19 protein-coding genes are annotated in these 26,120 nt (G+C 49.7%); 7 read left to right on the forward strand and 12 right to left on the reverse strand.

Going from position 1 to position 26,120, the window contains the following annotated elements:
• Positions 1-172 precede the first annotated feature (172 nt).
• The 4 genes from AC1RVX_RS29240 (at position 173) to AC1RVX_RS29255 (ending at position 7,159) form a co-directional block, all read left to right on the forward strand.
• The gene (locus AC1RVX_RS29240; RefSeq protein ID WP_493220112.1) at positions 173-1,651 is read left to right on the forward strand and encodes a hypothetical protein; all 1,479 of its coding nucleotides are present in this window, start codon (positions 173-175) and stop codon (positions 1,649-1,651) included.
• Positions 1,644-2,627 (forward strand): ATP-binding protein, encoded by a 984-nt coding sequence (locus tag AC1RVX_RS29245; RefSeq protein WP_493220113.1) that lies wholly within the window; start codon positions 1,644-1,646, stop codon positions 2,625-2,627. The genes AC1RVX_RS29240 and AC1RVX_RS29245 overlap by 8 nt, the downstream gene beginning before the upstream one ends.
• Positions 2,624-4,099 carry a hypothetical protein gene (locus AC1RVX_RS29250; RefSeq protein ID WP_493220114.1) on the forward strand — a complete coding sequence of 492 codons (1,476 nt, stop codon included), beginning with the start codon at positions 2,624-2,626 and terminating at the stop codon, positions 4,097-4,099. The genes AC1RVX_RS29245 and AC1RVX_RS29250 overlap by 4 nt, the downstream gene beginning before the upstream one ends.
• 873 nt (positions 4,100-4,972) lie before the next feature.
• The gene (locus AC1RVX_RS29255; protein WP_493220115.1) at positions 4,973-7,159 is read left to right on the forward strand and encodes an ATP-binding response regulator; all 2,187 of its coding nucleotides are present in this window, start codon (positions 4,973-4,975) and stop codon (positions 7,157-7,159) included.
• A gap of 33 nt (positions 7,160-7,192) precedes the next feature.
• On the opposite strand, the gene AC1RVX_RS29260 is transcribed toward AC1RVX_RS29255, so the two are convergent.
• Positions 7,193-7,849, reverse strand: coding sequence for a response regulator (locus AC1RVX_RS29260; RefSeq protein ID WP_493220116.1), 657 nt, complete (start codon positions 7,847-7,849; stop codon positions 7,193-7,195).
• 342 nt (positions 7,850-8,191) lie between these two features.
• Here AC1RVX_RS29260 and AC1RVX_RS29265 point away from each other — a divergent pair, with 342 nt between their 5' ends.
• Together AC1RVX_RS29265 and AC1RVX_RS29270 are read left to right on the forward strand one after the other, a co-directional pair.
• Positions 8,192-9,481 carry a linear amide C-N hydrolase gene (locus AC1RVX_RS29265; RefSeq protein ID WP_493220117.1) on the forward strand — a complete coding sequence of 430 codons (1,290 nt, stop codon included), beginning with the start codon at positions 8,192-8,194 and terminating at the stop codon, positions 9,479-9,481.
• Positions 9,482-9,558: 77 nt separating this feature from the next.
• Positions 9,559-11,340: a phosphatidylinositol-specific phospholipase C domain-containing protein gene (locus tag AC1RVX_RS29270; RefSeq protein WP_493220118.1), complete on the forward strand. Its 1,782-nt coding sequence runs from the start codon at positions 9,559-9,561 to the stop codon at positions 11,338-11,340.
• A 277-nt stretch (positions 11,341-11,617) separates the two neighbouring features.
• Here AC1RVX_RS29270 and AC1RVX_RS29275 read toward each other — a convergent pair whose 3' ends face one another.
• The 11 genes from AC1RVX_RS29275 to zigA all read right to left on the reverse strand — a co-directional run bounded on the left by AC1RVX_RS29275 (position 11,618) and on the right by zigA (position 22,579).
• Positions 11,618-12,100 carry a hypothetical protein gene (locus AC1RVX_RS29275; RefSeq protein ID WP_493220119.1) on the reverse strand — a complete coding sequence of 161 codons (483 nt, stop codon included), beginning with the start codon at positions 12,098-12,100 and terminating at the stop codon, positions 11,618-11,620.
• Positions 12,101-12,112: 12 nt separating this feature from the next.
• Positions 12,113-13,300 (reverse strand): hypothetical protein, encoded by a 1,188-nt coding sequence (locus AC1RVX_RS29280; protein WP_493220120.1) that lies wholly within the window; start codon positions 13,298-13,300, stop codon positions 12,113-12,115.
• 666 nt (positions 13,301-13,966) lie between these two features.
• The gene (locus tag AC1RVX_RS29285; RefSeq protein ID WP_493220121.1) at positions 13,967-15,178 is read right to left on the reverse strand and encodes a phospholipase D-like domain-containing protein; all 1,212 of its coding nucleotides are present in this window, start codon (positions 15,176-15,178) and stop codon (positions 13,967-13,969) included.
• 82 nt (positions 15,179-15,260) lie between these two features.
• Positions 15,261-15,947 carry a DUF3299 domain-containing protein gene (locus AC1RVX_RS29290; RefSeq protein WP_493220122.1) on the reverse strand — a complete coding sequence of 229 codons (687 nt, stop codon included), beginning with the start codon at positions 15,945-15,947 and terminating at the stop codon, positions 15,261-15,263.
• Between the two features lie 7 nt (positions 15,948-15,954).
• Positions 15,955-17,229, reverse strand: coding sequence for an ABC transporter permease (locus AC1RVX_RS29295; RefSeq protein ID WP_493220123.1), 1,275 nt, complete (start codon positions 17,227-17,229; stop codon positions 15,955-15,957).
• On the reverse strand, positions 17,229-17,942 hold the full coding sequence (locus AC1RVX_RS29300) for an ABC transporter ATP-binding protein (RefSeq protein ID WP_493220124.1): 714 nt from the start codon (positions 17,940-17,942) through the stop codon (positions 17,229-17,231). Before AC1RVX_RS29300 ends, AC1RVX_RS29295 begins: the two co-directional genes overlap by 1 nt.
• A 5-nt stretch (positions 17,943-17,947) precedes the next feature.
• The gene (locus tag AC1RVX_RS29305; RefSeq protein ID WP_493220125.1) at positions 17,948-18,481 is read right to left on the reverse strand and encodes a DUF2796 domain-containing protein; all 534 of its coding nucleotides are present in this window, start codon (positions 18,479-18,481) and stop codon (positions 17,948-17,950) included.
• Positions 18,482-18,512: 31 nt separating this feature from the next.
• Positions 18,513-19,892: a dihydroorotase gene (locus AC1RVX_RS29310; protein WP_493220126.1), complete on the reverse strand. Its 1,380-nt coding sequence runs from the start codon at positions 19,890-19,892 to the stop codon at positions 18,513-18,515.
• Complete coding sequence (gene folE2, locus AC1RVX_RS29315; protein ID WP_493220127.1) at positions 19,889-20,836, reverse strand: GTP cyclohydrolase FolE2; 948 nt, start codon at positions 20,834-20,836, stop codon at positions 19,889-19,891. Before folE2 ends, AC1RVX_RS29310 begins: the two co-directional genes overlap by 4 nt.
• 14 nt (positions 20,837-20,850) lie before the next feature.
• Complete coding sequence (locus AC1RVX_RS29320) at positions 20,851-21,282, reverse strand: 6-pyruvoyl trahydropterin synthase family protein (protein ID WP_493220128.1); 432 nt, start codon at positions 21,280-21,282, stop codon at positions 20,851-20,853.
• Positions 21,275-22,579 (reverse strand): zinc metallochaperone GTPase ZigA, encoded by a 1,305-nt coding sequence (zigA, locus tag AC1RVX_RS29325; protein ID WP_493220129.1) that lies wholly within the window; start codon positions 22,577-22,579, stop codon positions 21,275-21,277. The genes AC1RVX_RS29320 and zigA overlap by 8 nt, the downstream gene beginning before the upstream one ends.
• A 2,180-nt stretch (positions 22,580-24,759) precedes the next feature.
• Between zigA and AC1RVX_RS29330 the strand changes: the two genes are divergently transcribed.
• Positions 24,760-25,521 carry a transposase gene (locus tag AC1RVX_RS29330; RefSeq protein ID WP_493220130.1) on the forward strand — a complete coding sequence of 254 codons (762 nt, stop codon included), beginning with the start codon at positions 24,760-24,762 and terminating at the stop codon, positions 25,519-25,521.
• Positions 25,522-26,120 lie beyond the last annotated feature (599 nt).

Here is a 26,120-nt window from a genome sequence, read left to right on the forward strand (position 1 = left end):
TGTTCATCATTTGTTTTTCCAAAGTTACGTTTATTTTACGTCACCTTTGGGGAACTAAATTTCAGGGGAAGCTCAGTACGAAGATTTTATCGATAGAGTCCTTAAAAGAGGTAAGGGGCCGTACCCAGCTTCGGCTTCTCCACTGGATTTGCAGAAATGGATTGCAGCCACATTGACCAATCGTGGTTATAAAAAAACGAAATATCCATTCAATACTAAACGCCCGCTCTATTCAAGTATTTCTCGTCTGGTAAAGGAAATCAAAGAAAGCAACATGCCCGCCAATATTCATGCCAATGAAAATAGGACTGTCGTTGCAAACATAACTGTTTTGAATGGACATTCCATACGCCCTGGTCGGACAGATCCTTTCGAAGAAGTCGAGTCAGACGAGCATAATTTGCATGGCATTGCAGGCGTACGTATATGCATAGATGGAATCGAGAAAATCGTTCCAACTGAGCGTCCTGTTGGTATAGCGATTATTGATCGAGGTAGCAAAGCCGTACTCGGTGCCGCAGTATGTTTAAATCCAGAGGCAAATGAGAGTGCACTAATCGAAGCAATTAGGTCTGCAGTAATCCCTGGCTATATTGTTCGTCTACCAAGTGGTGATCCAGCCCCACCGTTTCGTGCGTGTGACTTTTACCCTGAACTTGCGGGGACAATTTGGACCGTGATGCACTTGGATAATGCGAAGATTCATATTGGTGATCGGTACTTATCTACTGCAGATCAACTCGGGACACAAAATTGCTTTGGGCCATTAGGCAGTTGGAGCGGCCGTCCCAATATCGAAGGCGCATTTGGAAGACTCGTCAAAGGTTATTTCAGTCGTTTGCCTTCCACAACTGGAAGCGGGCCCGCGCATAAAGGTCGCCAATCACCGGCTGAGGAAGCGATCAGATGGGAGATTGAGAACGATGATCTATGTCGTCTCTTTTATCAGGGACTGGCCGAGATTAACAGAGATGTTACTGAAGGACTTCTGCAGCAGGCTCCGGTAGATTATTTGCGAGATTATTTCAAAGGACATAAACATCCAATTCTTCGTCGTATGCCACCAGTAACTGCATCAAGTCCAGAAGTCGGTGTCATACCTGTTCGTGTTAGGGTGCGCCGCCGAAGTAAAGACAATCCCAACATGTATATTAACTACCTTAGCGCCAAGTATACAAATGAGTCCCTCAGTATTCGCGCTGATCTTCAAGGTGAGTACATAATTGTTCATCCAAAGACAAACTTACGCACACTCCTTGCGTTTGAATTGTCTGGACGTCCACTAGGAAATCTGCTGGCGGACGGCCACTGGGGTGCTAGTGATCATACCCTTGAAATCAGGCGGGCAGTCAATGCTGACAAAAATCTACGCTTCGGTCAGCACGGTCAAGGTAAGACGCCTATACAAAACATGCTCGAGGAAAAAGGACGGCAGGTAGCGAAAAAAAATAGTAGGCGAAAGTACGGCGAAATTGTAAAGGGAGGGTTGGCGTTGGCACGCCAGATGGAGGCGACATCAACGCAAGTTATCGAAATACGCACGCCAGAAATTCCGTCTGAAATTATTCCAGTTGTATCCACATCAGCTGCCGCGCAACGAGCACGTCTTGCCAAACAAGCGAAAAAAAACTTAGGAGATTTGGATGAATAATAATTTGGGAAACAATCTATTTGTTCACTCTAACCGATTTCCAACGAGCAAACTTGACTACACGATACAAACACCGATGATGGAAGATGTATTTGAGATTGTTTTGGCAGAAGTCGAAAAAATGGAGATAGGAATTGCACTTTACGCTACCTCCCGATTCGGGAAATCGCGCATGATGGACTATATAGAAGAAGCAATAAAAAAGCAGTCGCCATCTGTTACTGTGGCGCGTGCGATCTTGATAACGCGAACGCATGACTCGGATAAAAAATTTTATGAGCATATGCTAGTTTCTATAAATCAAGAAGAAAACTTTATCGTAGATGGCGACAATTTAAGATCGAGAATAGTCAAATTTTTTATTATGCATTGCTCAGAAAAGCAAGATCCGAGATTGCTGCTCATGATTGATGAAGCACAGCGTCTGACTGTGAAGAATTGTTCTTATCTAATTGATTTAACCAACCAGCTTGAATTCTTTGGAATTTCACCAACTGTTTTGTTGGTTGGGCAACCTGAATTATTAGACTTAAGAAATCAACTGTTAAGGTTAAAGAGAAAGGACGTGGTTGGAAGATTTTTCGATAACCCCATTATGTTTGAAGCAGTCACCACTGAAGATATCTTGAGGGCCATTTTACGTCAATACGATGATCATTTAAAAATGGCATTTCCACGAGGCAGTAAAACTTGCATTACCGCAGCCTATGTTCCGAATCTATATGCAAAGGGGTTTAGACTTGAAAATGCAACCAATGTGCTTTGGAAGGCATTTGCGGAATCTGCAGAAGACATGAAGATACGGCCGGTGGTAGGTATGCGTAGCCTTACTAGAGTTGTTGAGATGGGACTAACTGACCTGGCAATTTCTTTAGACGTAAATAATGCAAACAGTTATCTTTGGTGGAAGGGCATTCTTTTGGCGTCAGGATACCTGGTCCATTTGAGGACAATGTCTGATCCGAGAAACCTATGATTTTACAAAATCGACAAAAATGGCACCAGCTTTCACCCTGGTCTCCGGAGAGAGATGTCAACAATTTTCAATATTGGGTTCAATCTTGGGCATTCCCTTTTGAATCATTCACATCTTTAAAACTTAAATATTCGTGGCTAAATGAAGCGTCGGAGAATGAATTTCGAGTTTTGTTTTTGTCTGGGAGTGGGGAGAGACGACAACAGCTATATGAACGACTTTTTTCATCACTCCCAAAAGAATTCCGTGTTCCCCGTATTGATCTATGGGATGAAGCTGAGTTCCCTAAAGTAGTCTGCCCCTTTTGCTTAGAAGCTGGCTACTGGTCAGATTTACCTCAAATAGCTGGTTGCGAGCGATGCCCTCTGCACGGAACAATTTTGCAGCGCCAATGCAAGGAATGCCTTAGTCCAATATGGTTTGGTCGTCCGCAATTCGGTAAAACGAGTGCTTTTGTATGCAAATCGTGCAGTGAACCATTAATTCCTTTTCCGAAAAATGTTTGTTTGCAATGGCGAAGTCTTTCCCCGCAGGCAATAGCTGACAAATTCAAGTCACTTAATTCTGTTGCCAAGCGCCTTGACAACGATTCGAAAGGGAATTGGCATTTTCCAAAAGTAATCGGATCTGATGATGAGAAACGAGTACTTTTTTCGATGGCGGAGAATTGCATGCAATGTGATTTCGTGAAGGATCGAACTTTATTTGCTGAGAAAATAATTACTCCCGAGATGCTACTAACTGAGGGAGTCATTCGGACAGGATTCCATCTGCCGTGTAGCAACACTTTACTTGCCACTAAATTAGAAAATACACGGAGCAGAATGATTGCTGATTTGACTGAGTGGTGCAATGAATTTTCTTCGAGGCAACCTCAATCGCGCATAAATCTTTCAATGAAAACTAAATCGTGGCTGCACGAACTGAATTTTAGAGCTGGCGGGGATTTACTTGAAAATGCAATGATAGTACTTAATTTTCTATGGCAAAAGGACAGAGAGAAAAAAGAAATTACCTACGCAGAGCATCTTGATAAGCATATTCAGAAGACTTTTCCTGGTATTCAGTGTTCAGTGCAGATTCGTAAAATCCTATCAGTTTTTTTAATTTGGCAAGTGTGCCGAGTATTGATATGGTTAGAGTCTTATGCGGCAACGTTGGTGCAGAGAATCGTTGCAGCGGATGGCATAATAGACGATGAGACAAATCGCATCTCCTCGACTACGCCATATGGCTCCAGTGTACGATGGTTGCGTGTTGAGGAGAGACATTTTGTTTTTTGTTTAGATGTTAATGCTTGGATTCCGCCGTATCGAATTCGTCGAACAAAGAAGAGAATTGAATTATCCATATTTCAATTTCTTCCATTGACCGCATGCCAGCGAAATGGCGGGCAGTCAATCGGTTGTGCGAAGCAAGGAAAGAAGAGAAAGAATAGCCCGAATGCGAAGAAAAGATACATTGGTAAATAAACAGTTAATAGTTAGCTGCTCGAACATTCCATGTATGAATCCTTGCTTGCTATCACTCTGATTTTGGAAGATCGGTGTTTGCGCCCTGTGCCTGGTCGGACGTCAGCTTTCTTAGGAATAACAATGAAAATTTCTGATCAGATTGTCCGCTTCGACAACGAAGAGCAATTTCAAGATACATTGGTTGGAAATGGTTTAGGCTCTCAATTGGGTAATCGTATCTTCCGTGCATAGAGGTGCGGTAGCCAATTTTCTCCATTCGTTTCAAAGACCTGCAATAGAGCAGGGGTGCCTTTTTTCTCCTTTTTTTTCTACATGCCAGCATCCGTACCCAGGTTGCCACAAGGCAGAGATTACTAAGCCAGTGAATCGGGTTGACTGCTATTTGCTGAAGCACAGGATCTAAATGGGGGTAATCGTACTTTTCGTGCAATTTGACACGGTTTGCTTGAAACGCACGTGATTATTGACTTTCCGGCTTGTTGCAGCTCGTCAATTAAGCATTTAATGATTAAAAAACATCGCAGTATTAATATCTTAGGTAGAATCACTAGGCCCCACACGTTTTCACATCAGGTGTCCGTAAGCCAATGATTTGTTTGCATAAAATGATGTTTTCATCTGGTCTCGATTTGAACGTCGAAGCGCAGACTTGAGGGGACTTCGTCCTGTGAAGTAAAAGTGACAATGCCCGAAAACGCAAGCAGTGGGGTGTAAATGTCCAGATAAAACATTGATCAATAAAATAGATTGTTTCAAATCTATAAAATTGTAAATAATGCAATATTTTATTAAATGCATGATTCATGCATGTCGCGTCATAAGAACGTTTAGACCTTTCATTGTTTTGATTAATGTTAGATTGGCGCTGACATGGCAGCTAAATTGCGTCGTCGTATCCCGGAATTTGTCTCAGCAGACATAGAATGCGCCTATCGCCAGTACGGGCGGGCCGAGGCCATGACAACCGGGCGTCGTGTCGTCATCGCCGGGGCCGCCATAGAATGCCTGCTGCTTATCAACGACTTCATGATAGTGAAGTCCGATGCCTTGCTCGCTTTTTGCGTGGTCTGGCGTTTGTCGGTCGTCATTTTATCGCTGTGGCTGTTACCGCGCCTGAAGAATTCATTGAACCACCAGTGGTTTGATGCCGCCCTTTTTTCCTGGACCTCTCTCGCGCTTATCACCATGGTCGTGATTGCGGCAACGCGGCCCGCCGGGTTCTTGCTGCATATCTTCATCAACCAGCCAGTCCTGTTTGCCGTGTATCTGGTCGTGCCGCTGCGCTTTGTACATCGTCTGCTTTGTGGTGTAGGGGGCGCCATCAGTTATCTTGGTGTACTCGCGAGCAACCATACGGTAGCGGAAATAGCTCCTTTTATCCTGGCGATGATGGTTGTCAACATCGTTGGCAGCCTTGCCGCATTCCAAATGGAGCGCTTGCGTCGCCTGGAATACGCCCACCTGACTGACGCACTGGACGCCAACGCGCAACTATCAATAGAAATTACGGAACGGGAGAAACTGTATGCGCAATTGCAGCAGAGCGAGCAATATCTGGCACATCTCTTCGAGGTTACGCCTATTCCTTTAACTCTATCACACAGGGAAACCGGCCGGATCCTGCGCGCCAACCAGGCCTTCCTGGATCTGGTTAGACTCACTGCTGAGCAAGTCGGCCATGCTTATGTCCAGGACTACTATGTCAATTCAGGAGACCGCACGCACCTACTCGACCTGATTCGCCTAAACGGTTATGCCGACAATGTTGAAGTGCGCGCACAGGATTGTACCGACTCGCCTCTCTGGCTGGCGGTGTCGATACGTGCGCTGGAGTACCAGGGGCAAAGCTGCCTGCTGGCATGTTCCTACGATCTGTCGTTGCGCCATGCCCAAGAAGAAGCCTTGCGGGTTGCAAAACAGATTGCCGAAGACGCCAGCCTCGCCAAGTCACGTTTCCTGGCGGTAGCCAGTCATGATTTGCGCCAGCCTATGCACGCGCTGGGTATGTTTGTAGGTGCTTTGAGGGAGCGTACTCTCGACCGCGAGGCACGCAGAATGCTGGATCACATGGAAGATTCGGTGGCGACAATGAACGAATTGTTCGCCGCCTTATTGGATATCTCCCGGCTTGATGCGGGCATCGTAGAAGCACAGCACAGGGGCTTCCCGATTCAGCCTCTTTTGGCGCGGGTGCAGCGCGAATTCCACGATGAGGCTCGTCGCAAGGGGTTGGGGCTTATCCTGCATCCTTGCGCCTTGTCGGTGCAGAGCGACCCGGTCTTGCTGGGACGCATTTTGCGCAATCTGGTGTCGAACGCCGTTCGTTATAGCGAGAGTGGCCGGATCGTGATCGGCTGTCGGCGACACCAGAACAATCTGCGTATTCAGGTATGGGACACGGGTCGTGGTATCGCAGAGGAGCATCAGGCACATATTTTCCAGGAATTCTACCAAGTCGACCAGATGGAACGTGACCGTACCCAGGGCTTGGGCCTGGGTTTAGCCATCGTCAAGCGACTGAGTCTTCTGCTGGATCACTATTTTTTCTTCCGGTCACAATTGGGTAAGGGGTCCATGTTTTCGGTAGAAATACCGCTGATGCAGACCGCAGAAGCCGCACCAGCCTCGCTTCTGGAAGAATCGGTAGGTCAACACCTGAGTGGCCGGGTGTTGGTGGTTGATGATGAAATAGCTATCCTGAGCGCGATGCAAAGCCTGCTGGGCAGTTGGGGGCTTGAAGTCATGGTGGCGGCTTCTGGCAAGGAGATGCTGGATCTGGTTGACGCATGGACAGCGGCACCTGATCTGATCATCTGTGATTGCCGCTTGTGCGACGGCGAGCGAGGCATTGACGTGATTGAGCAACTGCAATCGAACTTTCGCCAGCAGATTCCCGCCATCCTGATTACCGGAGACACTGCCGCCGATCGCCTGCGAGAAGCCCAGGCTAGCAGTTTTATGCTATTGCACAAACCCGTATCAAACAGCAGGCTACGGGCCGCCATTGGCAGCTTGATGCGCGCCTGTCCGTCTCGGCTTGTAAGCAACCTGAGGTAAAACAAATCCTTCCCTCAATACCGCCGTAACTCTCTACGCAAACAGACTGGCTTCGCGTGCTGCGCTGACGGCCTGGGTACGGTTGACGACATTCATGGCCTTGAAAATACCTGACACGTGGGCCTTGACGGTTTTTTCCGAAAGGCCAAGCCTGCGGCAGATTTCTTTATTTGGTAGGCCATCGCACATCAGCCTGAGCACTTCTCGCTGACGGTTCGTCAGGCGGCTATCAATTGTCTCGTACTTGCCTTGGGCAGCGTTGACAGGCGCGGTGTCTGGCACGGTATCAGACATGGCATCTAACATAAAGGGCGGCACATAAATATTGCCGGAAAGCACCAGCCGGAACGCCGACAGGATCGTCTGCGGGCTGGCCGATTTTGGCAGGTATCCCAATGCACCCAGGGCTATCGCCTGCCGCACGTCGCGTGCATCTTCTGATGAAGACACCACGACTGCGGGCAATTGCGGGTGACGCTGTGCAAAAGCCTGTAATGCCGTCATGCCATCCATGCCCGGCATGAACAGGTCGATGAAGACGGCATCAAGGTCAGCATGCTCGCCTGCAAGTCGCAGTCCTTCAAGGCCGTTGCACGCTTCCAGCACGACGGTTTGCGCTTCAAATTCCCGCAGTAACGCCGCCAAGCCCGAACGCAGGGCGGGATGATCATCGACTACCAATAGCTTCATTGCACATCACTCCCACAGGATAGGTGGCGTTGCCATTATGGACTTGCCTTTTATTTGTTACTAGTCCCAGCGCAGTCTTGGGACCAGCCTTAAGACCAGTCCTAGGGCTTCAGTCTCATTTACTTCTGCGATTCTACTCACAATAATACTCATCAATGATGTGGAAATGACAAATAACTTTGCATCTGCAAGGATGGCTTTAGGGCAGCAATGGGTAGGTGCCACATCTGAGAATCTGTTGCCCGGACAGGAACTTAGCAGTCCTTATGGTGACAGTGAGCTACCCAGGTAAATGCCTTGATGCGCTGCATGCCACTGAACTAATTTTCAGGAGATACGACGATGTGCACCAATATGTTTTTTAGTGCTCCACAAATTCCAGGCAAGAGCGAGCCACAACTGTATGTCAGTTCGCGTGTGATGGAACTGTCCGGCTTTTCCGAGACTGTGCTCTATCAGGTCAACCGTGGATGGGATTTCCCATTTTCCCACAAGTTGATCCAGGTTAAAGGAAGCGGCCAGGGCAATATGCTCACTTGGAACAATCAATATGGTTTCATTGGCGCTGCACCGCCTCGGCCACTGTTTGAAGTCGCCCCCATTTTTGTCGACGGCATCAACGAAAAGGGTTTGTCTTGCGCGGCGCTCTGGTTTGCCGGTACAGTGTATCCGAAGAAATTGGAATCCGGCGACATCCCCCAGCTCAACTACACTGACTTTGTTGCCTGGGTGCTCGGGCAATTTGCCTCTGTTGCCGAACTCGAAAGCGCGCTCGCACCAGGCAAGATTCATGTGTTCGGCTCCAGGCCCGATGTGCCCGGTTACCTGGCATTGCATTTCATCGCTACCGACGCGACGGGCGCCAGCGCAGTCATCGAATTCGAAAACGGCTATATGCAGGTGTACGGAGCTGCCTATGAAGACAAGCAGGAACACAGGGTGGGTTTAGGTGCGACTGCCGCTGGCCTGCTGACAAATGGGCCGGGCTATGACTGGCAACGCACCAATCTGCAGATGTACAACAACCTCACACCGTTCGGTCCCATTTTCGGCCCGTTCAATCCTTCAGCGCCTGTCTACCCGCTGCCTGCCAGCGGCTTGGTAGGATTGCCAGGAGACCCAACCGCTCCTTCGCGGTTCGTGTGTGCAGCCGTTATGCAAAATGCTTTTTGCAAGCTTGCCCGGGACGGATCACACTGGTTGCCGGCTCCCTGGCTTACCCAGGAAGGTCGGCTCGTCGGCGCTGGCTATGCCGGTTCAGTCCAGACACTGGTGAATATCGCGTTGCAGGCAGTGCAAATCGCCATGGGCACACCTTACGGTTATTTGCTGGGGCAGCCGAAAGACAAACCGGGCGAGTCATTTGCGATGTCACCTCATGTCGCCGACTATAGCAACTGGACCCTCGTGCGTGACCACACCAACAAGACACTCTATTACACCAGTGCTTTCAATCCTCTGTTGCAAGCGATCGACCTGCAACAACTGGACTTCAACAATATGCACAAACTTGATATCGGACACGGCGCGGAGATACCGGTTTTTCCATCGACACCGCTGTTCCCGCCACCTACTTCCAACGAGTGGTATCAAGATGCCACAGCATCGTTCAGCAAGTCACCCACATACTGAGGAGCAGGCGACAAGCATGAGTCGTACAAGCAAACATTGACAGGATTAAATCGACAGCATTCGCAAGGAGAACCACCATGAGTACGACTTTTCGTTCAGAACAGGTCAGGGCGCCCAATGAAGAGGATGGCAAAAGAATTCTTGAAACTGACTGGCCCAGCCTACCCTGCAACTTCTCAGCCAGCGACTGGATGGGCGGACCACAGCAAGGCGCACTTGGCCTGGGTGCATTTATCGGCAGCGTCAGGCTGCTAGACCTGCGGCTGCCTGGCACGCACGACAGCGGCTCCTACAGTTGCGATCACCTTGTCGCGCCGGACAATAGCGCCATCACCCAGTATGGCGACACCCTGGAACAACTGAACAAGGGTGTCCGGTTTCTCGATTTGCGGGCTGGCGACTATAACAACTATGCGGGCATACGCGTTGGTCATGGCGTGGTTCCCGGCACCTCCTTCGAGAATGTCCTGAACGACATCCAGGCATTTGTTAACGCCCATCCTTCCGAAGTGGTCATCCTGGGCCTCGATACCATAGGAAAGCATGCGTTAAAGGGGGCGCAGAAAGAACAGCTCTGCCATTGGTTCTTGCAGTATTTCGGGACAAAATTGATCACATCTGCAGATCAATCCTGGTTTAAGCTGGAGACGGTCACCTTGAATGATCTGTGGTCGCATGGCAAACAGGTGTTTGTGGTGGCCCAGGGCTACGATCCTGACAACCCGAAAGCCAGCCTGTTTGACTGGGCTGCTTACGACTCAGGTGGTCGCAAGAATATCACTCCGGCGCAGGCAGCCCAGATGGGCTTGTTTGAGAAAACCGGCATTCTCTTCGGTGAATATGCGAATACGACCAATAACGACGTGATGTATAACCACGCCACGCAACAGATGCTTGACGCCCAGCGTGGAAAACCAAATTTCAACAAATTCCTCAGCACCTCGCTGACCCTGACACCGCCGAATATTAATGCGGGTCTCGTCTACCGGGTTCGTCAACTGACCTTCGATGTGCAAAGACCGATGACCGTCAACGGCAAACAGACCAGCCCAAATAAGAACTGGTTTGACATCAACAAGGACATCTTTCGCCTCAATGTCATTTTTGCTGACTTCATGCTGGGGCGCGGTGACACGGGCGACCGCGACGAGCCAAAGCTGGCGACGATACAGATCGATTTTGTGCGCGACATCATCATGAGCAATCTTTCCCTACCCGGTTATGCCAGCGCCAACCTCAGTAATTATGCATGGCCGATGCTGCTGTCGATCACGAATCTCATGCTGATCGCGCGTAATAGCAAAAAAGCATGGGATGTAGAAGGATTTTCGACAAAAGACAATGCGACTATCTGGCAATGGAAAAAAGGGGATAAAAGCAACCAGCGCTGGACGATTATTCCAAGACCTGCCGATCAATATTGCGTCATGTTGCGCACCCAGTTCATGGACGATAAAAAGTACGACTACCCTGTCGTCAGCCCTCGTTCGGGTAATAATGAAGTCGGCAGCCGCCTAGCGGTGACAGTTTCGCCCCGTACCATATCGCCATCAGGGCAGCCGCAGATCCTGCAAAAATACATGGAAGGAAAGCCGCAGGATACTATCTTTCCAGCTTCCCAGCTTTGGAAACTAGAACACGCCGAGCCCAATGACCAAGAAGCGCCGTTTGGTATCGCAGCCAGGCTACCCTGGCTCAGCGTCACGCAGGGAAACGACAGCACAAAACTGGTAGAAGTGGACGGTGGCGCTGGTGGTACTGGCGACGGAAAAGTGTTGCAGGTGGGGAGCCGGAACAGCAATCCCGCATCGAATAGCAACCAGCAGTTCGCTGTACAAACACTACCTGTTGCACGCTGAGTGCTAACTTGCACAGAAAATTACCCCACATTTAGTAAGCAACCCTACTCATTTTGATGAGTAGGGGGGAGGAGTGATTGAAGTGGCATTACTAGGCATTTTTGACGCTGGCATATTTGTGATCAGACTCCAGCAGGGGAGATCGCCAGACGTCTTGGCTCTCGCAACACGGCCCGATGCGAGTTGATTATCAAATTTCAGTCCAAATCAACACTTATTGGCAGCGTCAGATCCCATTGAGTCATTCTTGGTATGCTGAGTGGATTTCGGACTTCAATTAATCGGTGTTCAATACATTCGTGCTTTCAGCAATAGCTGCTGCTTTAAAAGCCTCAAATCCGTTTATAAGCTGGCGTGTCACAGGCTGACCTGCCTTTACAGCATTTTCAATGGCAGTAACCCCTGCATCAATCCACTCAATTGGAAAACGTACTATGGCCTCGTTGCGGCTTTCGGCGAGTCTCAATTCAATTCCCAGTAATAACATAAAGGCATCACGATGGCTTTGCCCTTCATCAAGTGCTTCTACAAAGGCATCTTCAAATAGCATAAATCGCGCTTCACTCACGGCAGTTTCAAATGCTTCCTCGGCAGGGATATCATCAAAAACATCTTGCAAGAATGGTTCCAGAGCGGTTACAGCCAGTATTTCTGCCAGTTCTTCGGGCCAACCTTCTTCCAGTGCATGGTCATGTGCCCGATCAAGGAGTTCTGCGCTCAATTCATCCAATACAGCATTCATTTCGTCTTGCTCTTGCATTTTCGCCTCTCATTACCAGGATCTGAAAAAATCAATGACTCGACTACCGGTTTTGACGACCGCTCCCCCTGTCTCAACAAGGGAGCCGCCTAATGATTCAATGACTTTACCCCCATATTTAATTACCGTCCCAGAACCAACATGGATGGCACCCACTACGCCGCCTTGCTTACTTCCTTCATCAGCCAGATTGCCACCATAATTGCTAATGATGGCAATATGGCTATTGATGACACGAACCGTACCATCTGTTTTGTCTTCAAAACTGTGTCCTGTGCTTGCATCGATTTCAGAATGCTTTACCTTCAGTTGTTCAAGTGCTTTACGACCGGCCGCAGCGACTTGATCGGTTTTGTATTCGGCCTTTAACTTGATTTCCACACCAATCCCCAGATTGACGGTGTACTTAACATCAACGCCAACTTTCCCAGCATTGTGAGTAACCCCACCTTTAAAACCAGCACCGACTTTGCCAAAAACAACACGTGGTGAATATTTGATGGTGTTATCGCCTTCTTTGCCGCCAATGTCATAACCAACTTTCGCACCCGTACCGACTGTTGCATCAAATTCAGTCTCGGCACCATCTGCCCCCAATTTAACAGACGCTGTTGCCTTTGCCTCTGCGTAGGCTTCTGCTTCCACACCACCACTGACGGAATGCCTGTCCGACACATTGACCGTGCCATTGGCGTTGGCTGTGGCAGTCGCTTTCGCACTAGCATCGGCTTCAACTTTCAGTCCACTCTTGCTGATATTGGCACCAATACTGGCAGCCAGCTTTGCTGCGATTTCCAGTTTTGCCGTCCCGGTTGTTTCCCTGTCAGCAACCCGCCCTTCTATTTTTGTTTTTAGTGCAGCCTGTGCTTCGGCAGAGAGCGCTGCTGTTGCGACCAGACCTTTGTTGGATACGCCATATTTCACGCTGGCGTCCGCCTTTAGGCTGGCGTCTGCATGGTCGCTTTCTCCCCGCAGATTGAGAATTTCCGCACTCTTTTCCTCATAAGCACCATATTCAGTTTTTGGTTTTTTTACTTCTGACGAACTTGCATTTGCAGGCGCACTTTGCGAGCGTGGACGTGTATAGTCTTCTTTCACAATTGTCACTGATCCAGATGGTATGCTGCCGATACTCTTGCTAGGAAGTCGTCCTGAATCTATTTTTCCGGATTCAAGTTCTTTTTCTTGATCATCTGTCATATAGCTCCCGTCAGTTGTCAGAGTGTATTGCTTTCAAAACGATTTCACAGGAAATGCCTCATTTACTCTTGGCTTGGCAATGTTCCCTATCACTTCATTTTGAGAGTCTTTCTGGACGAGACTTCATGCATCGTCCTTCCAAAATGAACCTTAAGAAAAAAGCAAGCTATAATTTACCATGCCTTCTCATTGAGGAAACACAATCAATTGATGATTTGAAATGATGTGTAGTTTGCGCAACAAACCTAATGGTCACGGCCTTATCGTAACAATGCTTGGAAGATTGGGAGCTTGTGTTTCGTTGATTTTCCAAAGTATGACTACTGCGCCATGCCCCAGAATAGGAGGACTTGGAGAGGTACTGGTTGGTGAAACCAATTACGTATTTACTTCGCGCTTGCTGTTTTTTCGATGAAGCGCGTAGATAAGCTGACCCCCGGTACAACCGGGGGCTTGCATCAAAGTTGACGATAGTCAGTGGCACCTGTCCGTGAGTTAATTTCTCCCAAGCCTGCTATAAAAGCCGTTAGCTAGACTTCCCCCAAAGTCACTGGTGGCGTTAAGATGGCCGTAAGCGCAAGCTTCTACCAAGCCAGCTTGCTTCCTGTCAATTTGAAATCAAAAGTGGGAAGAGCTAAGTTTGTGCTTTGCTATCGATCCTGTTGCTTAACCCTTCACAGGTTTGGGATAGGTTTTCTGTATGTCGAGTGGCTGCATATAGGGGGATTGCCAGGTTTGTTCATGCAGGTCTGCCAGGCGCTTTGCCATGGTCTCGTTACGCAGAACGATTTCCAGGTTGCGTGAATTGTCGAGATAGCCGCCGCTCCAGTTGCTGGTACCTATCCAGGCCAACTTGCCGTCTATCGACATGGTTTTACTGTGGACGACGCGGGCAAAAGGGATAAAGCCGCTACCGGCCTGGGGCAGGGTGATGATCCTGATTTCCATACCGGGCAGGACTGCGAGACTTTTCAAGTGATGTATGGCAGGTTCTTCGGTATTCCAGTTCGATACCATGAGCTTGACCCTGACACCCCGCGCCAGCGCAGCACGAATCGCATTGTCGATCACGGCGTAGTAGGGACGCTGGCGTCCGGGGGCGTAGCTGAGCGGCACATAGTCAAGCAAAGTGATCCTGACTTCAGATTTGGCGCTTGCCAGCAGCCTCACCAGTTCTGATTCTGAATCACCGACACCAACTGGATTAAAAGCGTTCGGGCTTGCCACCAGATAGCTGGTCTGGCTATTGTCGGCCAGCACCACAGACTGGTTCTGCGCGGGTACGGTTTTACCTTCTGCCAGCAGGGCTTGCGCCTGCCAGTCGATATCGAAAATATTGTGTAGCTGCCTGACAATCGTCGTATCGGTGATACGCAAGCCGGTTTCATGGATATGGCTTAATGAACGCCAGTCAAAATTCTGGCTGCCTACATAGGCAAGGGTTTCATCTACGACTATATACTTGGCGTGGATGATGCCTTGCCCGCGCAGTTTCCCAAATTCCATGAACCGAAACTCAAGATGAGGGATGTTTTTCAGGCGTTCTATGCTCGCCATATCGGAAGCAGATTTACCTTTTTCTTCCATCAGAAACCGTATCCTGACACCGCGTTCGCCAGCGGCAGTCAGATGGGCAATCACCTTGTCCAGCGATTCTCCCGTTTTGCCTGCGACATAAAACTGGGCAATGACAATGTCCGTTTTTGCCGCATCCAGCATTTCGCACCATACAGTGACCGGGTCGCGTAAATCGGGATTGATCAGTGTTGTTTCTGCTGGTGTGGTGTAGACCAGTTCAAAGCCGGGTATTCCGAATTCTGCTTGTGCCGGTCCCGACAGGGTAAGTGCTGCCGCCAGCAATAGACTGAGTTTTCGCATGGTTCTGCCTTGTAAATTATGTGCTGCTTATTTTTTGCCTATGTTCTGTTTTTACTTGCCTTAGGGCGACACTTTCTTTTGCTCATTTCTTTTGCTCATTTCCTCTGACATAGGGGGTGACACTTATCCCAGTCAGGCGATAACCTGCACTGCCCATGGATGTGTCGCTACGTGTGGTTTCTAGCACGCCTGTCACCCAGACTGCATCCATCATTTGTATCTTGGCTGGTTTTTCGAGCGTGACATCAATGATCTGGTTGGCCGGTGGCGGTGGTGTGTGTATGCACCCGCCAAAGTAGGGCACAAGTAAGAATTCCCTGAGCTTTCCGCGCTCGCCATCCAGCGGTACGATGAAGCCAGGGATTTTTATGCGGGTACCGTTGAGGCTGGGTTCAATCGGTGCCTTGTCCCAGGCTTCACGCATGGTTTGCAGGGCGGCCATGGCGCGTGGGTCACCGTCATTGAGGAAATTCATGTCCAGGTTTTTAAAGTCTTTGCTCGGGTCCCAGTTCTTGGGGATCAGGGCTTCCCAGCTGATTTCCTTGAAACTGTCACTGTTTGCCGTCGTTGGGCTAGCCGGTGTTTTTGATACGGATGCAGGTGCCACTGTTTTTTTCTGTGGCAGTCTTTCGCCCAATTTGTATTGGGCACTTGCCTCTGCTGCTTTGGCTGATGTACTGCCAGACATGAGTAACCAGGCAGCCAACATGAACAGCAGCATGCAGGTGCCACCCAGCCAGAATTTGTAGGTTAATGGAAATGGTTTCATGGTTTTCCTATAAGCGGGGTGTCAGGCCATCGGCCAGCGAATTGCGGTATGCGAGCCAGGCCGGAACCAGGCTGGCCAGCATGCCAGTCAGTACCACCAGGCCCAACAGCGGAATTTCTGTCATATTGATCAGGCTGGCTTTGATCAGGATGCCGTAATGCATCTGTATCCAGTTTTTACCTGCCAGTGTCAGCACATCCAGCAACAGCAGGCCACTGATTGCACCTGCAATAGTCAGGCCCAGGCTTTCTGCCATCAACATGAAAAACAGGTGACCCGGGCCTGCACCAGCAGAACGCAAAATCGCCAGTTCGCGACGGCGTTCATTCAGACTGGCCAGCATGACTGCCAACAAGCCGGCACTACCCAGCACTACCAGCAGTGAAGACATGGCCAGCAAGACTCGCTCTATGATGCTGATGACTTGCCATAACTGATCCAGCGCTACACCCGGCAAGACCGCCAGCAAGCTGTCTGTGCCGTTAGTATTGATCTGTCTTTGCAGGCGAAATACTGTGCTGCGGTTATGCAGGCCTAGCAGCACGGCAGTGATTTCCTTGGGCTGCAGGTCAAACTTGCGTGCATATTCAGCAGCGATGGAAAACCCCGGTACAGGCGCGCCACCCTGCCAGTCCAGATGGATGGCCTGCATCGATTGCAGGCTGATATGCACGCTGCGATCTACCGGTGTACCAGTGCGCGCCAGTATGCCGACCACCTTGAATGGTTTGTCAGCATGTTCTGCCAGTGCCACATCGCCGGTGCCGTGGCTAAGTGTGATTCTGGCGTCGATCTGGTAACCAAGCTTGTCAGCCACGTCAGCACCGATGACGGCGGCAAACAGATGGTCTGGTCCATCACCAAAAGACTGGCCCTGGGCCAGTTGCAGCGCTTCTCCATCGCCATAATGGAAGCGGGTGAAATAATCAGCCGTGGTCCCCACCACGGCAAAGCCGCGATGTGAATCGCCCAGTGACAAGGGCACGGCCCAGGCCACGGCAGGATTCTTCTGCAAGTCCAGATAGCTTTGCCACGAAATATTATTGGTTGCTTCGCCTATGCGAAAGACAGCATACAGCATCAGTTGTAACGGACTGGTGCGGGCACCGACCACCAGATCAGTACCAGAGACGGCATGCGAGAATCCCTCGCGTGCATCATTGCGCAGTCTTTCCACTGCCAGCAGCAAACAGACGGACAGGCTGATGACGAATAGCATCAGGCCAAGTGTCAGACGGCGGTTCCAGGCACTCTTCCAGGCCAGTTGCAAAAAATAGGGCATCAGTGTTGCTCCGTCAGATTAATACTTTGCAAATCCAGCTCACGCGTGAAGTGGTTTGCCAGACGGTGGTCATGGCTGACAAACAGCAGGCTGCTACCGTGGCTGGCGCATTGCTGCAAGAGGAGTGCGATGAAATCTTTTTGCCTGTCGGCATCGAGTGCTGAAGTGGGTTCATCAGCGATGATGATTTCTGGTTGACCTATCAGAGCGCGGGCCGCCGCGACACGTTGTTGCTGACCTATGCTTAGGCCGGTTACGGTGCGTTGATGTAGACTGGTATCCAGCCCCAGAGTGTGCAACAAGGTGGCAGCAGCTGTATACGGGCTGCCGTGCATTTCGTGGGCACGTTGTCGGCGTCTTGCCGACAGTCGGCATGGCAGCAAGACATTGTCCAGTATCGACAGGTAGGGGATGAGGTTGAATTGCTGAAAAATATAGCCCGCATGATCCACACGAAAACGATCCCGCGCTGCACCGGACAGTGCACCCAGGTCTGTACCCAACACCGTGATCTGGCCGCGCTGTGGCGTGATGATGCCACCCGCCAGTGACAACAGTGTGCTTTTGCCGCTACCACTGGGACCATATAAAAATACGCTTTCACCGCGATTGATGCTCAGGTCTGCTATGTTCAGACAGGGAGACTGTGCGGCCTGCCAGTGAAACAACACATTGCTGAAACACAGGGCCGGGCCAGTGTCTGCAGGTTGCATTGACGTCACCATGCCAGCACGCGTTGCTTGGTTGTCAGTGTGGCTGCCACCTGTCCGCGTGGGCCAGCCATTTGCGCATCCACTTGCCGGATGGCAGGGAAAGCATCAAACAGGCTGAGTTGCAACGACTTCAATGCCACTACCTTGGCGCAGGTATATTCATACTCGGCATGCAGGTTGGCGTGTACATCCTTGCTGGCTGTGGTCTGTGCAGTCGCTTGCAGAATGGGGGCCTGCACTTTCACGGTATTCAACTGACAATCAGCTTCCGCAGTCAACTTGATCAGCGTGGCTGGCTTGTGCATCAGATCAAGCAAATCCCTGGCTGCCTGTTTTTGCTTGTCGGTACGTGGGGTATGTTCAAAACCCAGCAGGCTGTCCAGAGGACTGTCCAATTCCACCAGCAGCTTGTTGCCATCCTGCGCCAGAGACAAGTTGGCGACGCCGTGCACATGGGCTTCGTGGGCTTCATGTGCGCTAGCCCATGCTGCCAGTGACTGCAAACAAGTGAAGAGGGCGATGGGTATCAGTTTTTTCATGTTAACTCCTGGGAATGTGGCCGTTATGTTCTTATCGCGAAAAAGTCAGTTCCTTCCCCTGGCAGGGCTCTTGTACCTGCCCCTGATGCCAGGCAAGCTGGCCGGAAACAATGGTGGTATTGACGCGATAATGGAAATTCTCTTGCTGCAAGGCCGACCAGCCGCAGCGATACAGTACCGGGCTGGAACGCACGCTTTGGGCACTTTGCTGGCGTTCCAGCAAGACCAGATCGGCCCAATAACCTTCGCGCAGATAGCCGCGCTCCCTGATGGAAAACAGTTCGGCGACGCGATGACTGGTTTTTTCAACAATGGTGCATAAATCCATTTTTCCATTTTCATACAACTGCATCAGCAAGGGCAGGGCATGCTGCACCAGCGGCAAGCCGGAAGATGCTTCAAAATAGCTGCGGGATTTCTCGCGCCGGGTATGTGGTGCATGGTCGCTACCGATCACGTCTATCCGACCGTCGGCCACTGCCTCCAGCAAGGCCTGGCGGTCGGCCGCGGTCTTGATGGCGGGATTGCATTTGATCAGATTGCCCAGGCGGGCATAGTCTTCGTCGCAAAAATACAGATGTGCCAGGCAGGCTTCGGCAGTGATGCGCTTGTCAGGTGCTGAACCTGCATCAAACAAGGATAGCTCGCGTGCAGTGCTGATGTGCAGTACATGCAGGCGGGTGTTGTGACGGCGTGCCAGTTCCACCGCAAATGACGATGATAGATAACAGGCATCGGTATTGCGTATCAGCGGGTGACAATCGGGCGGTACTTCGCCGTGCTGACGTTCATAGTGCTCACGGAACCTGGCTTGCTGATGTTCTATCGTCGGCGCGTGTTCGCAATGTGCCAGTAAAGGCGCGGGAGCAATGCGGAACAGGCGTTCCAGTACCAAAGGGTTATCCACCAGCATTTGCCCTGTCGATGCCCCCATGAATACCTTGATGCCCGCCACCGAATTGGGATCCAGTGCTGCGATGGTGTCGAGATTATGGTGGCTGACGCCAAAATGAAAACCATAGTTGGCCACGGAGTTGCGCGCTGCCAGCGCTTTCTTGTGCTCCAGTTCATTTACGCTGAGTGTCGGTGGCATGGTATTGGGCATGTCCATGAAACTGGTGATGCCTCCAGCTACTGCAGCCCTTGATTCACTGGCGATACTGCCCTTGTCGGGCATGCCGGGTTCACGGAAATGTACCTGATCATCTATCATTCCCGGTAACAGCCAGCGCCCCTCGGCATCGATTTGTATGTCAGCATCTTGACCCAGATGATCGATATAGCTGGCGATGCAGGCGATGTGACCCTTTCGTATCAATATATCAACGGCCTTGACCTGACCCTCATTGACCATCATGGCATTGCGGATCAAGATGACCGGCAGCGTTGCGGTTTGGTTTCTGGAGATCATGGCCAGTCTCGGGCAAGTAGTGGAGAGCCTGATCTGCTTTGCGCAAAGACATCATGCGGATGCAGGCTTTCCAGGTGCCGCACCCGGATTTCTGTATTGTCACTGATACTATTCATGGCATGCTGTAAACGTCTGGCGGCGTCTTCGACATACATCAGGTTTGCCCCGTTACGTTTAGCAAAGGCTTGCTCATCAATGCGTTTGACTGCGGTTTGTACCGGAGTCTGCAAACAGTCTTCCAGCAGATTGATGAGCGGCAGTATGCCAAATTCGGTTGCGTCTGGAGGCAATAGCAGGCTTACTTCGGCAATGCTGCGCTGACTGTGCGGGGTGGCCAGCGTGCTGTTGACGCTGAGCCAGTCAGCTACTTCGGTAGCAGACAGCGTGTCGCGCTGCCCCAATGTGGCCATGAAGCCAGCGCTGATCAACTGGCGGCTGAGTGCGGCAGAGCAAGGGCAGGTGGATGAATACAAAACCGACACACCCAGTTGCAATTGCAAAACCCCGGCTATCAAACTGGCATCCAGCCTGACCGGATAAGAACGCCAGCCTGCCAGATCCAGGCTCAGCAAGGCTGGACGACGATGCAGCAAATTAAAACGGATGCTGACACGGGCGCCGTTGGTACCACAATCATGGTGGCTGTTGACCATCTCCCGCAGCAAATCATGCAGGCTGGCAGGACGCAGGCTTTCTATATCGGCAAAACTGTCAAGTAAGAGATACAGGCGCGACATGTGTATGCCCTTGATGTCCGGGTTTGGCAGATTGACTTCGGCATTGATATGCGCATGAACAGGATGGAGAGGGTAGGGAGAATGACGTGAGCCAGTCTCCGCCAGACGCAGTGGCATTTCCACTCCCTGCATACCAACCCAGTCCAGTGCGCCGGGTTGGCTGACCGTGCCATGTCTGGCGACATCAGGTAAATCTTGACTATTCATGATGTGTTGTAGTTTCATGGAGTACGTGTTGTAGTGCCCGCTATCTGGTTTGTTGTTGTAACGGATGTCAGGCAGCATGCGTCGCCTGTCATGCCGCGTTCAACGCTGACTTTTACCAAGGCCGGCAGGCTTGTTTGTAATTGCTGCCAGATATAGCTGCACAAGTTTTCCAGCGTGGCTGGTCCCAGTCCTGTAACTTCATCGAGAAACCGGTGATCGAGTTGTTGGCGCAGGTTCTGTACATGCCTGTCCAGCATTGCCAGATCTAGCAGCATGCTACTGTCTGGTGCAAGCTGGCCTTGCAAATGCACGCTGGCACGGTAGGTGTGGCCATGAATGCGCTGGCTGCTGTCGCCATGCAGTGGCCGTTGCAAGGTATGGGCCGCTTCAAAGACAAAACTTCTGGACAGGGTATGCAACATTGCGCCAGGCTGAACTTCAGGCATGAATCAAGACCTCATGCTGTTTGCTGATACCTGTGTCTGCGCCATTGCCTTCTTCGCTATCCTCGTCATCATCATCGCTATGTAACCAGGATGGAAATGGATCGGCATAGCTGGCCCACAGTGTCGGCCCTTCCTCCATTTCGGATGCTGTCAGCAGACATGCATCCAGTGTTGCTTCTATGCTTGCCTGATCCATGTCCATGCCGATGAAGACCAGTTCCTGCCGGCGGTCACCAAATGGCTCTATTGATTTGCTCAGAATGTGTTGTTGATAATCGGGGTCTTGCGGCCATTCGGATTGGCTGACAGCAGACCACCACAGTCCGGCTTCGTGGTGGCGGCAGATGCCACCGGCCTGCGACCATTCGCCTGCGATATCCATGCGTGTGGCCAGCCAGAAATAACCCTTGGAACGCACTACGCCCTTGAAACCCTGATGAATGCAAGACCAGAAACGCTGCGGATGAAAGGGCCTGCGGGCGCGATAGGCAAAACTGCGTATGCCGTATTCTTCACTTTCCGGCACATGTTCGCCGCGCAGTTCTTTCAGCCAGCCGGGTGCAGCCGAGGCTTGTTCAAAATTGAAGCGACCCGTGTGCAGGACGCGGTCCAGCGGTACTTTGGAAAAGCTGGCTGCTACGATATCAGCCCGTGGATTCAAGGCCTGCAATATTGTGCTGAGTCTGGCGTAATCATCAGTACTGACCATATCAGCCTTGTTGAGAACGATCACATCGCAGAATTCGATTTGCTCTACCAGCAGATCCACGACGGTACGTTCATCATCTTCACCCATGGAACTGCCACGCTGGTTCAGACTGTCGCCCGACGCATAATCGCGCAAGAAATTATAGGCATCCACTACTGTGACCATGGTGTCCAGGCGTGCGATGTCAGACAAGCTGCGGCCATCTTCATCGCGGAAGGTAAAGGTCTCTGCCACTGGCATGGGTTCGGATATGCCGGTCGATTCTATCAACAGATAATCAAAACGATTTTCACTGGCCAGACGCTGGATTTCTATCAGCAAATCTTCACGCAGGGTGCAGCATATGCAGCCATTGCTCATCTCTACCAGTTTCTCGTCGGCGCGTGATAACTCGGCACCACCCTGACGTACCAGGTCGGCATCGATATTCACTTCTGACATGTCATTGACGATGACAGCGACCCGCTTGCCTTCGCGATTGTTGAGTATGTGATTGAGCAGGGTAGTTTTTCCTGCGCCCAGAAAACCTGATAGTACGGTCACTGGCAATAACGGTTTCTGTGGCATGGCATAACGTTCTGTTTGCATAGACTGGTCTTTGGTCCAGGATTAAATGCAACTTTGTTGCATTGTTGAGTTAAAAAAACAGGGCATTATCGTTACGCAAAATGCCTGTGATTACTGGCAAGTCATTGCTTGGGCGATAAGCCACTGATTGTGCATCTGTTTTTAGGCATGCAATCTAACTGCATAATCCGCGTACCAGCACAGTTGAGGATGATGCCAATGTAGCGGCATCATGATTTTCAGCAAGAACAAACTGTTGACTACCTGGCTCAAAGCTGGCGGAAAAATCAATTTGCAACACAATTGCATTGTCGGAGAATATATTACTATCTCAATAAATGCAACAGTGTTGCAATTGAAGGCCTGAAATTTATGAGTATTTTTACGATAAAAAAATAGCAGCACGTCAATATAAAATTGATTCGTGTTTAGCATGCAATCCAACTTATTTTTGTTGAGTAGGGGAAAGGAGTGATCGACTTGGCATTACTAAGGCGTTTCTGATTAAGTTCAGAATCGCAAAACTAATACTTGAAAAATCAATCACTTGCTGGCGGCATGTTGGGCATAATCAGATCACGGAAATCTGCGGGGGCTGCTGGTATTTTCGAAGCTCCATAGTCTTACCATGACTTTGAGCTTAGACACAACGATCACACAATTGATGGCTACCAGATTCGATAGCCTTTCAGTTACCTGGCCAGCGTCAGGCTGGTCATTTGTGACACGTAACAAACCGACTAGTCCATCGGTGGCCGAACTCGCCAGCTAGCCAGGTAAACACAAGGGCAAAAGGCCATGCCAGTTCCGCCAGGTGAGAATTAAAGAACTTGATCATTCATACTCCTTTAAAGTACATCAATTTTCCTGGTCATGATGCGACTTGGATGCTCACCACAAGAATCAGGATTGAACGCTGTGAAAGGTAGTCAGGCTGGCTATCGCCTGGGCATCCGGGTCAACGTCGATGTACTGAACGCACAGCAATAACTCTACAATGCGCAAAAAGACTTATCGAAGGCGCGTTACGATACTTTGCTGCAGGGGTTGAAGCTCAAGGCGACCACTGGAGCGCTGGGGGAGGTGGATTTGAGGGTAGTTAATTCGATGTTGCAGTAAGGAGCATAGGCTGATAACAATTCATTCAAGCGGACGGCCAAAAGTAATTGTCGTTCTTGTTATTAATCAATTTTTAATTTAGATTAGCCGCAATGGACATTTCTGCTTGGCAGGTCAGCCACCAGATTCTGTTATTTTCTTCGCAAAATGCCCTAAATAAAGCATAGGCAAGTGCATTGAATGTTTGTAAGAACGCTAAAACAATCAAAACTATTCGCATTCAGACGCACAAAAAGGAAGATCTAGTGACATCACTCACCGTTTCAGGTTTACCCGCACTCGCTTGAGGAATTGGATTTGTAATCGTTGGCTCGCTACCAGTTTGGTTTGGTGCAAAGATTACAGATGCGACAAATCCGACATTGGCACGTTCAGTTTTAGCACTTTTCTTAGGAACAATTGGTAGTATTGCCGGGTTCATGATTGGCGGTGCTTTGGGGATAATTTTAGCGCCTGTATTCTACATACTTTTTTTTAAATTTATACTCGGTACTTCTTTTGTTGGGCATTTTATCTTTGGTTGGTTATTTTTTGATGGCAAAATTAATGGGTGGAGGATTCTCTGTCAATGAAGAGCCTAAAGAAAAAAACGAAACGCAGGCATCCGGTTTTTAGAACATAGAACGAAGCAACTGGAGATGATTAAATTAAGTTGTTAATATTTAAGATGCGTTGACGGTGAAACGTGGTATTTGCTGCGCATGATTAAAAAAAGGAAAATTATGTCATCTATAAAGACTTTGGTAGAGCAAAACAAACAATGTGTAGTCGTTGGCTTGCCAGTTAAACTAAGTGGTACTCGTGTTTCACTACGCGGAACAAACGAATCTGAAATGGCTCGGAAAAATTGTAGCAATGCATCAACTTGCCTTAAAGAGCATGACAGACTTGAAAATATCAAGGGATGTTTGCTGCATCAGTTTAAGTAAGCGAAATAATTTTTGAGCTGCGACGACGGTGGAAAGCAAATAATCTGCGAAGCAGTGGGTGGGTGAAAGACGCATGAATTCTTGTGCTATATATATGGCCTCGAATGAATGCAGTGTACGTATTGACGTGTTTATATAAAATGGATACCTGAAATGAATGCCGAATTGGGCAAGTCCAGCGACAGAATTGCCACAAAAAGAATAGGTGTTTCGATACCAGTAGCAAAAAGCAGACGCGAACGCCTTGGAATTCCTTTGCCAGATCACTGCAAGAAAAATTGCCCTACAGAGACAGACAGGCACAGGTGGACCAAGGAGGAAATTGCTCTTTTGGGCACAATGCCAGATGCTGAACTGGCAAAGAAGCTCAATATTTCTCGCACGAAGGTGGCTGCCCGGCGCACCAATAAAGGCATTGCTGCCTCAAGCGATAGCACCCCCCTTAAATTGAGACGGCACAAGGAAGTGTTGTCACATATATTTAGCGCCATGCCGGACTCGGGCGAATCAAAGTCATTGAAAATGCTGCTGCGTGATGATCAGTGGGAAAAAATAAAAAACCTGCTGCCTGGAGGCGCAATGGCCTACGGTCAGATTGCGGCACGCAAGCGTCTGTTTGTTGAGGCGGTACTGTGGATGGCACGAACGGGTAGTTCATGGCGAGCTTTGCCGATTGAGTTTGGTAGCTGGTTTTCAGTCCGCATGCGTTTTGAACGCTGGTCAAACCAGGATGTCTGGAAAAATGTTTTTGACAGGTTGTTGGAAGATGCCATGCTGACCGGTGCAGCAGTTGACATTATTGCTTATTTTAACACCCATCGTGACAAGTTCAGAGTTGCGGAAAGCGCCAGATTGCTGGCCACTCATGAAGATATCAACAAAAATGCCGATGAGGTATCAGCCTCTGGTCGGTAACATTGGCAGCAGATTGCAGCAGCGTCGTCATCTGTCGCGGTGTTAATAGTGATTTCACCCCGCCACTTTTTTTACAGTTGCAAGCAAAAACATAATCAAAACTATCTGGAGTGGTTGCCTGCGCCGACCTCTCCGGCCCTTTCCCGTAACACGCTTTGGTTGATCAGCATATTCGATGTTGCGTCAAAGGCATGAGGCGCTGAGTGCGTCGATTTGCAGGCCATTAGCATCATTATTCATTGGTTCAATTTGATTCCAATGGTTGTAAAGCTGCACAACAGAGTATGGTGATCTTCAGCGGCCAAGAATTAAATGTGTTTCTTTGAGTGAACAAATAATTCTGGTGAGTAATATTCAGTTGCTCAAAACCCGCTAATATAAAGCTACCTTCTGGTATTCGTGAATATCTTTGACTGTTGCCAACAATTGCCCCTACTAATCATATGGTATATTCCTCAATAAATAAAAAATAACATTCAATGCATAGGGCGCATAGAAATATAAAAGGTGTGCCGACATATCCCCTAGTAAAAATGATCAGTCAAACGCAAGCAACTAGTACCATCGGAGTCAAAACGAAGGGAATATCACTGACAAGC

The sequence above is a fragment of the Undibacterium sp. GW821-FHT11B02 genome, assembly GCF_058808955.1.

Excerpts from the sequence above, each read along its gene's own strand:
- AC1RVX_RS29245 (WP_493220113.1), top strand. The coding sequence starts at position 1,644 with ATGAATAATAATTTGGGAAACAATCTATTTGTTCACTCTAACCGATTT.
- AC1RVX_RS29250 (WP_493220114.1), top strand. The coding sequence starts at position 2,624 with ATGATTTTACAAAATCGACAAAAATGGCACCAGCTTTCACCCTGGTCT.
- AC1RVX_RS29255 (WP_493220115.1), top strand. The coding sequence starts at position 4,973 with ATGGCAGCTAAATTGCGTCGTCGTATCCCGGAATTTGTCTCAGCAGAC.
- AC1RVX_RS29260 (WP_493220116.1), bottom strand. The coding sequence starts at position 7,849 with ATGAAGCTATTGGTAGTCGATGATCATCCCGCCCTGCGTTCGGGCTTG.
- AC1RVX_RS29265 (WP_493220117.1), top strand. The coding sequence starts at position 8,192 with ATGTGCACCAATATGTTTTTTAGTGCTCCACAAATTCCAGGCAAGAGC.
- AC1RVX_RS29270 (WP_493220118.1), top strand. The coding sequence starts at position 9,559 with ATGAGTACGACTTTTCGTTCAGAACAGGTCAGGGCGCCCAATGAAGAG.
- AC1RVX_RS29275 (WP_493220119.1), bottom strand. The coding sequence starts at position 12,100 with ATGCAAGAGCAAGACGAAATGAATGCTGTATTGGATGAATTGAGCGCA.
- AC1RVX_RS29280 (WP_493220120.1), bottom strand. The coding sequence starts at position 13,300 with ATGACAGATGATCAAGAAAAAGAACTTGAATCCGGAAAAATAGATTCA.
- AC1RVX_RS29285 (WP_493220121.1), bottom strand. The coding sequence starts at position 15,178 with ATGCGAAAACTCAGTCTATTGCTGGCGGCAGCACTTACCCTGTCGGGA.
- AC1RVX_RS29290 (WP_493220122.1), bottom strand. The coding sequence starts at position 15,947 with ATGAAACCATTTCCATTAACCTACAAATTCTGGCTGGGTGGCACCTGC.
- AC1RVX_RS29295 (WP_493220123.1), bottom strand. The coding sequence starts at position 17,229 with ATGCCCTATTTTTTGCAACTGGCCTGGAAGAGTGCCTGGAACCGCCGT.
- AC1RVX_RS29300 (WP_493220124.1), bottom strand. The coding sequence starts at position 17,942 with ATGCAACCTGCAGACACTGGCCCGGCCCTGTGTTTCAGCAATGTGTTG.
- AC1RVX_RS29305 (WP_493220125.1), bottom strand. The coding sequence starts at position 18,481 with ATGAAAAAACTGATACCCATCGCCCTCTTCACTTGTTTGCAGTCACTG.
- AC1RVX_RS29310 (WP_493220126.1), bottom strand. The coding sequence starts at position 19,892 with ATGATCTCCAGAAACCAAACCGCAACGCTGCCGGTCATCTTGATCCGC.
- folE2 (WP_493220127.1), bottom strand. The coding sequence starts at position 20,836 with ATGAATAGTCAAGATTTACCTGATGTCGCCAGACATGGCACGGTCAGC.
- AC1RVX_RS29320 (WP_493220128.1), bottom strand. The coding sequence starts at position 21,282 with ATGCCTGAAGTTCAGCCTGGCGCAATGTTGCATACCCTGTCCAGAAGT.
- zigA (WP_493220129.1), bottom strand. The coding sequence starts at position 22,579 with ATGCAAACAGAACGTTATGCCATGCCACAGAAACCGTTATTGCCAGTG.
- AC1RVX_RS29330 (WP_493220130.1), top strand. The coding sequence starts at position 24,760 with ATGAATGCCGAATTGGGCAAGTCCAGCGACAGAATTGCCACAAAAAGA.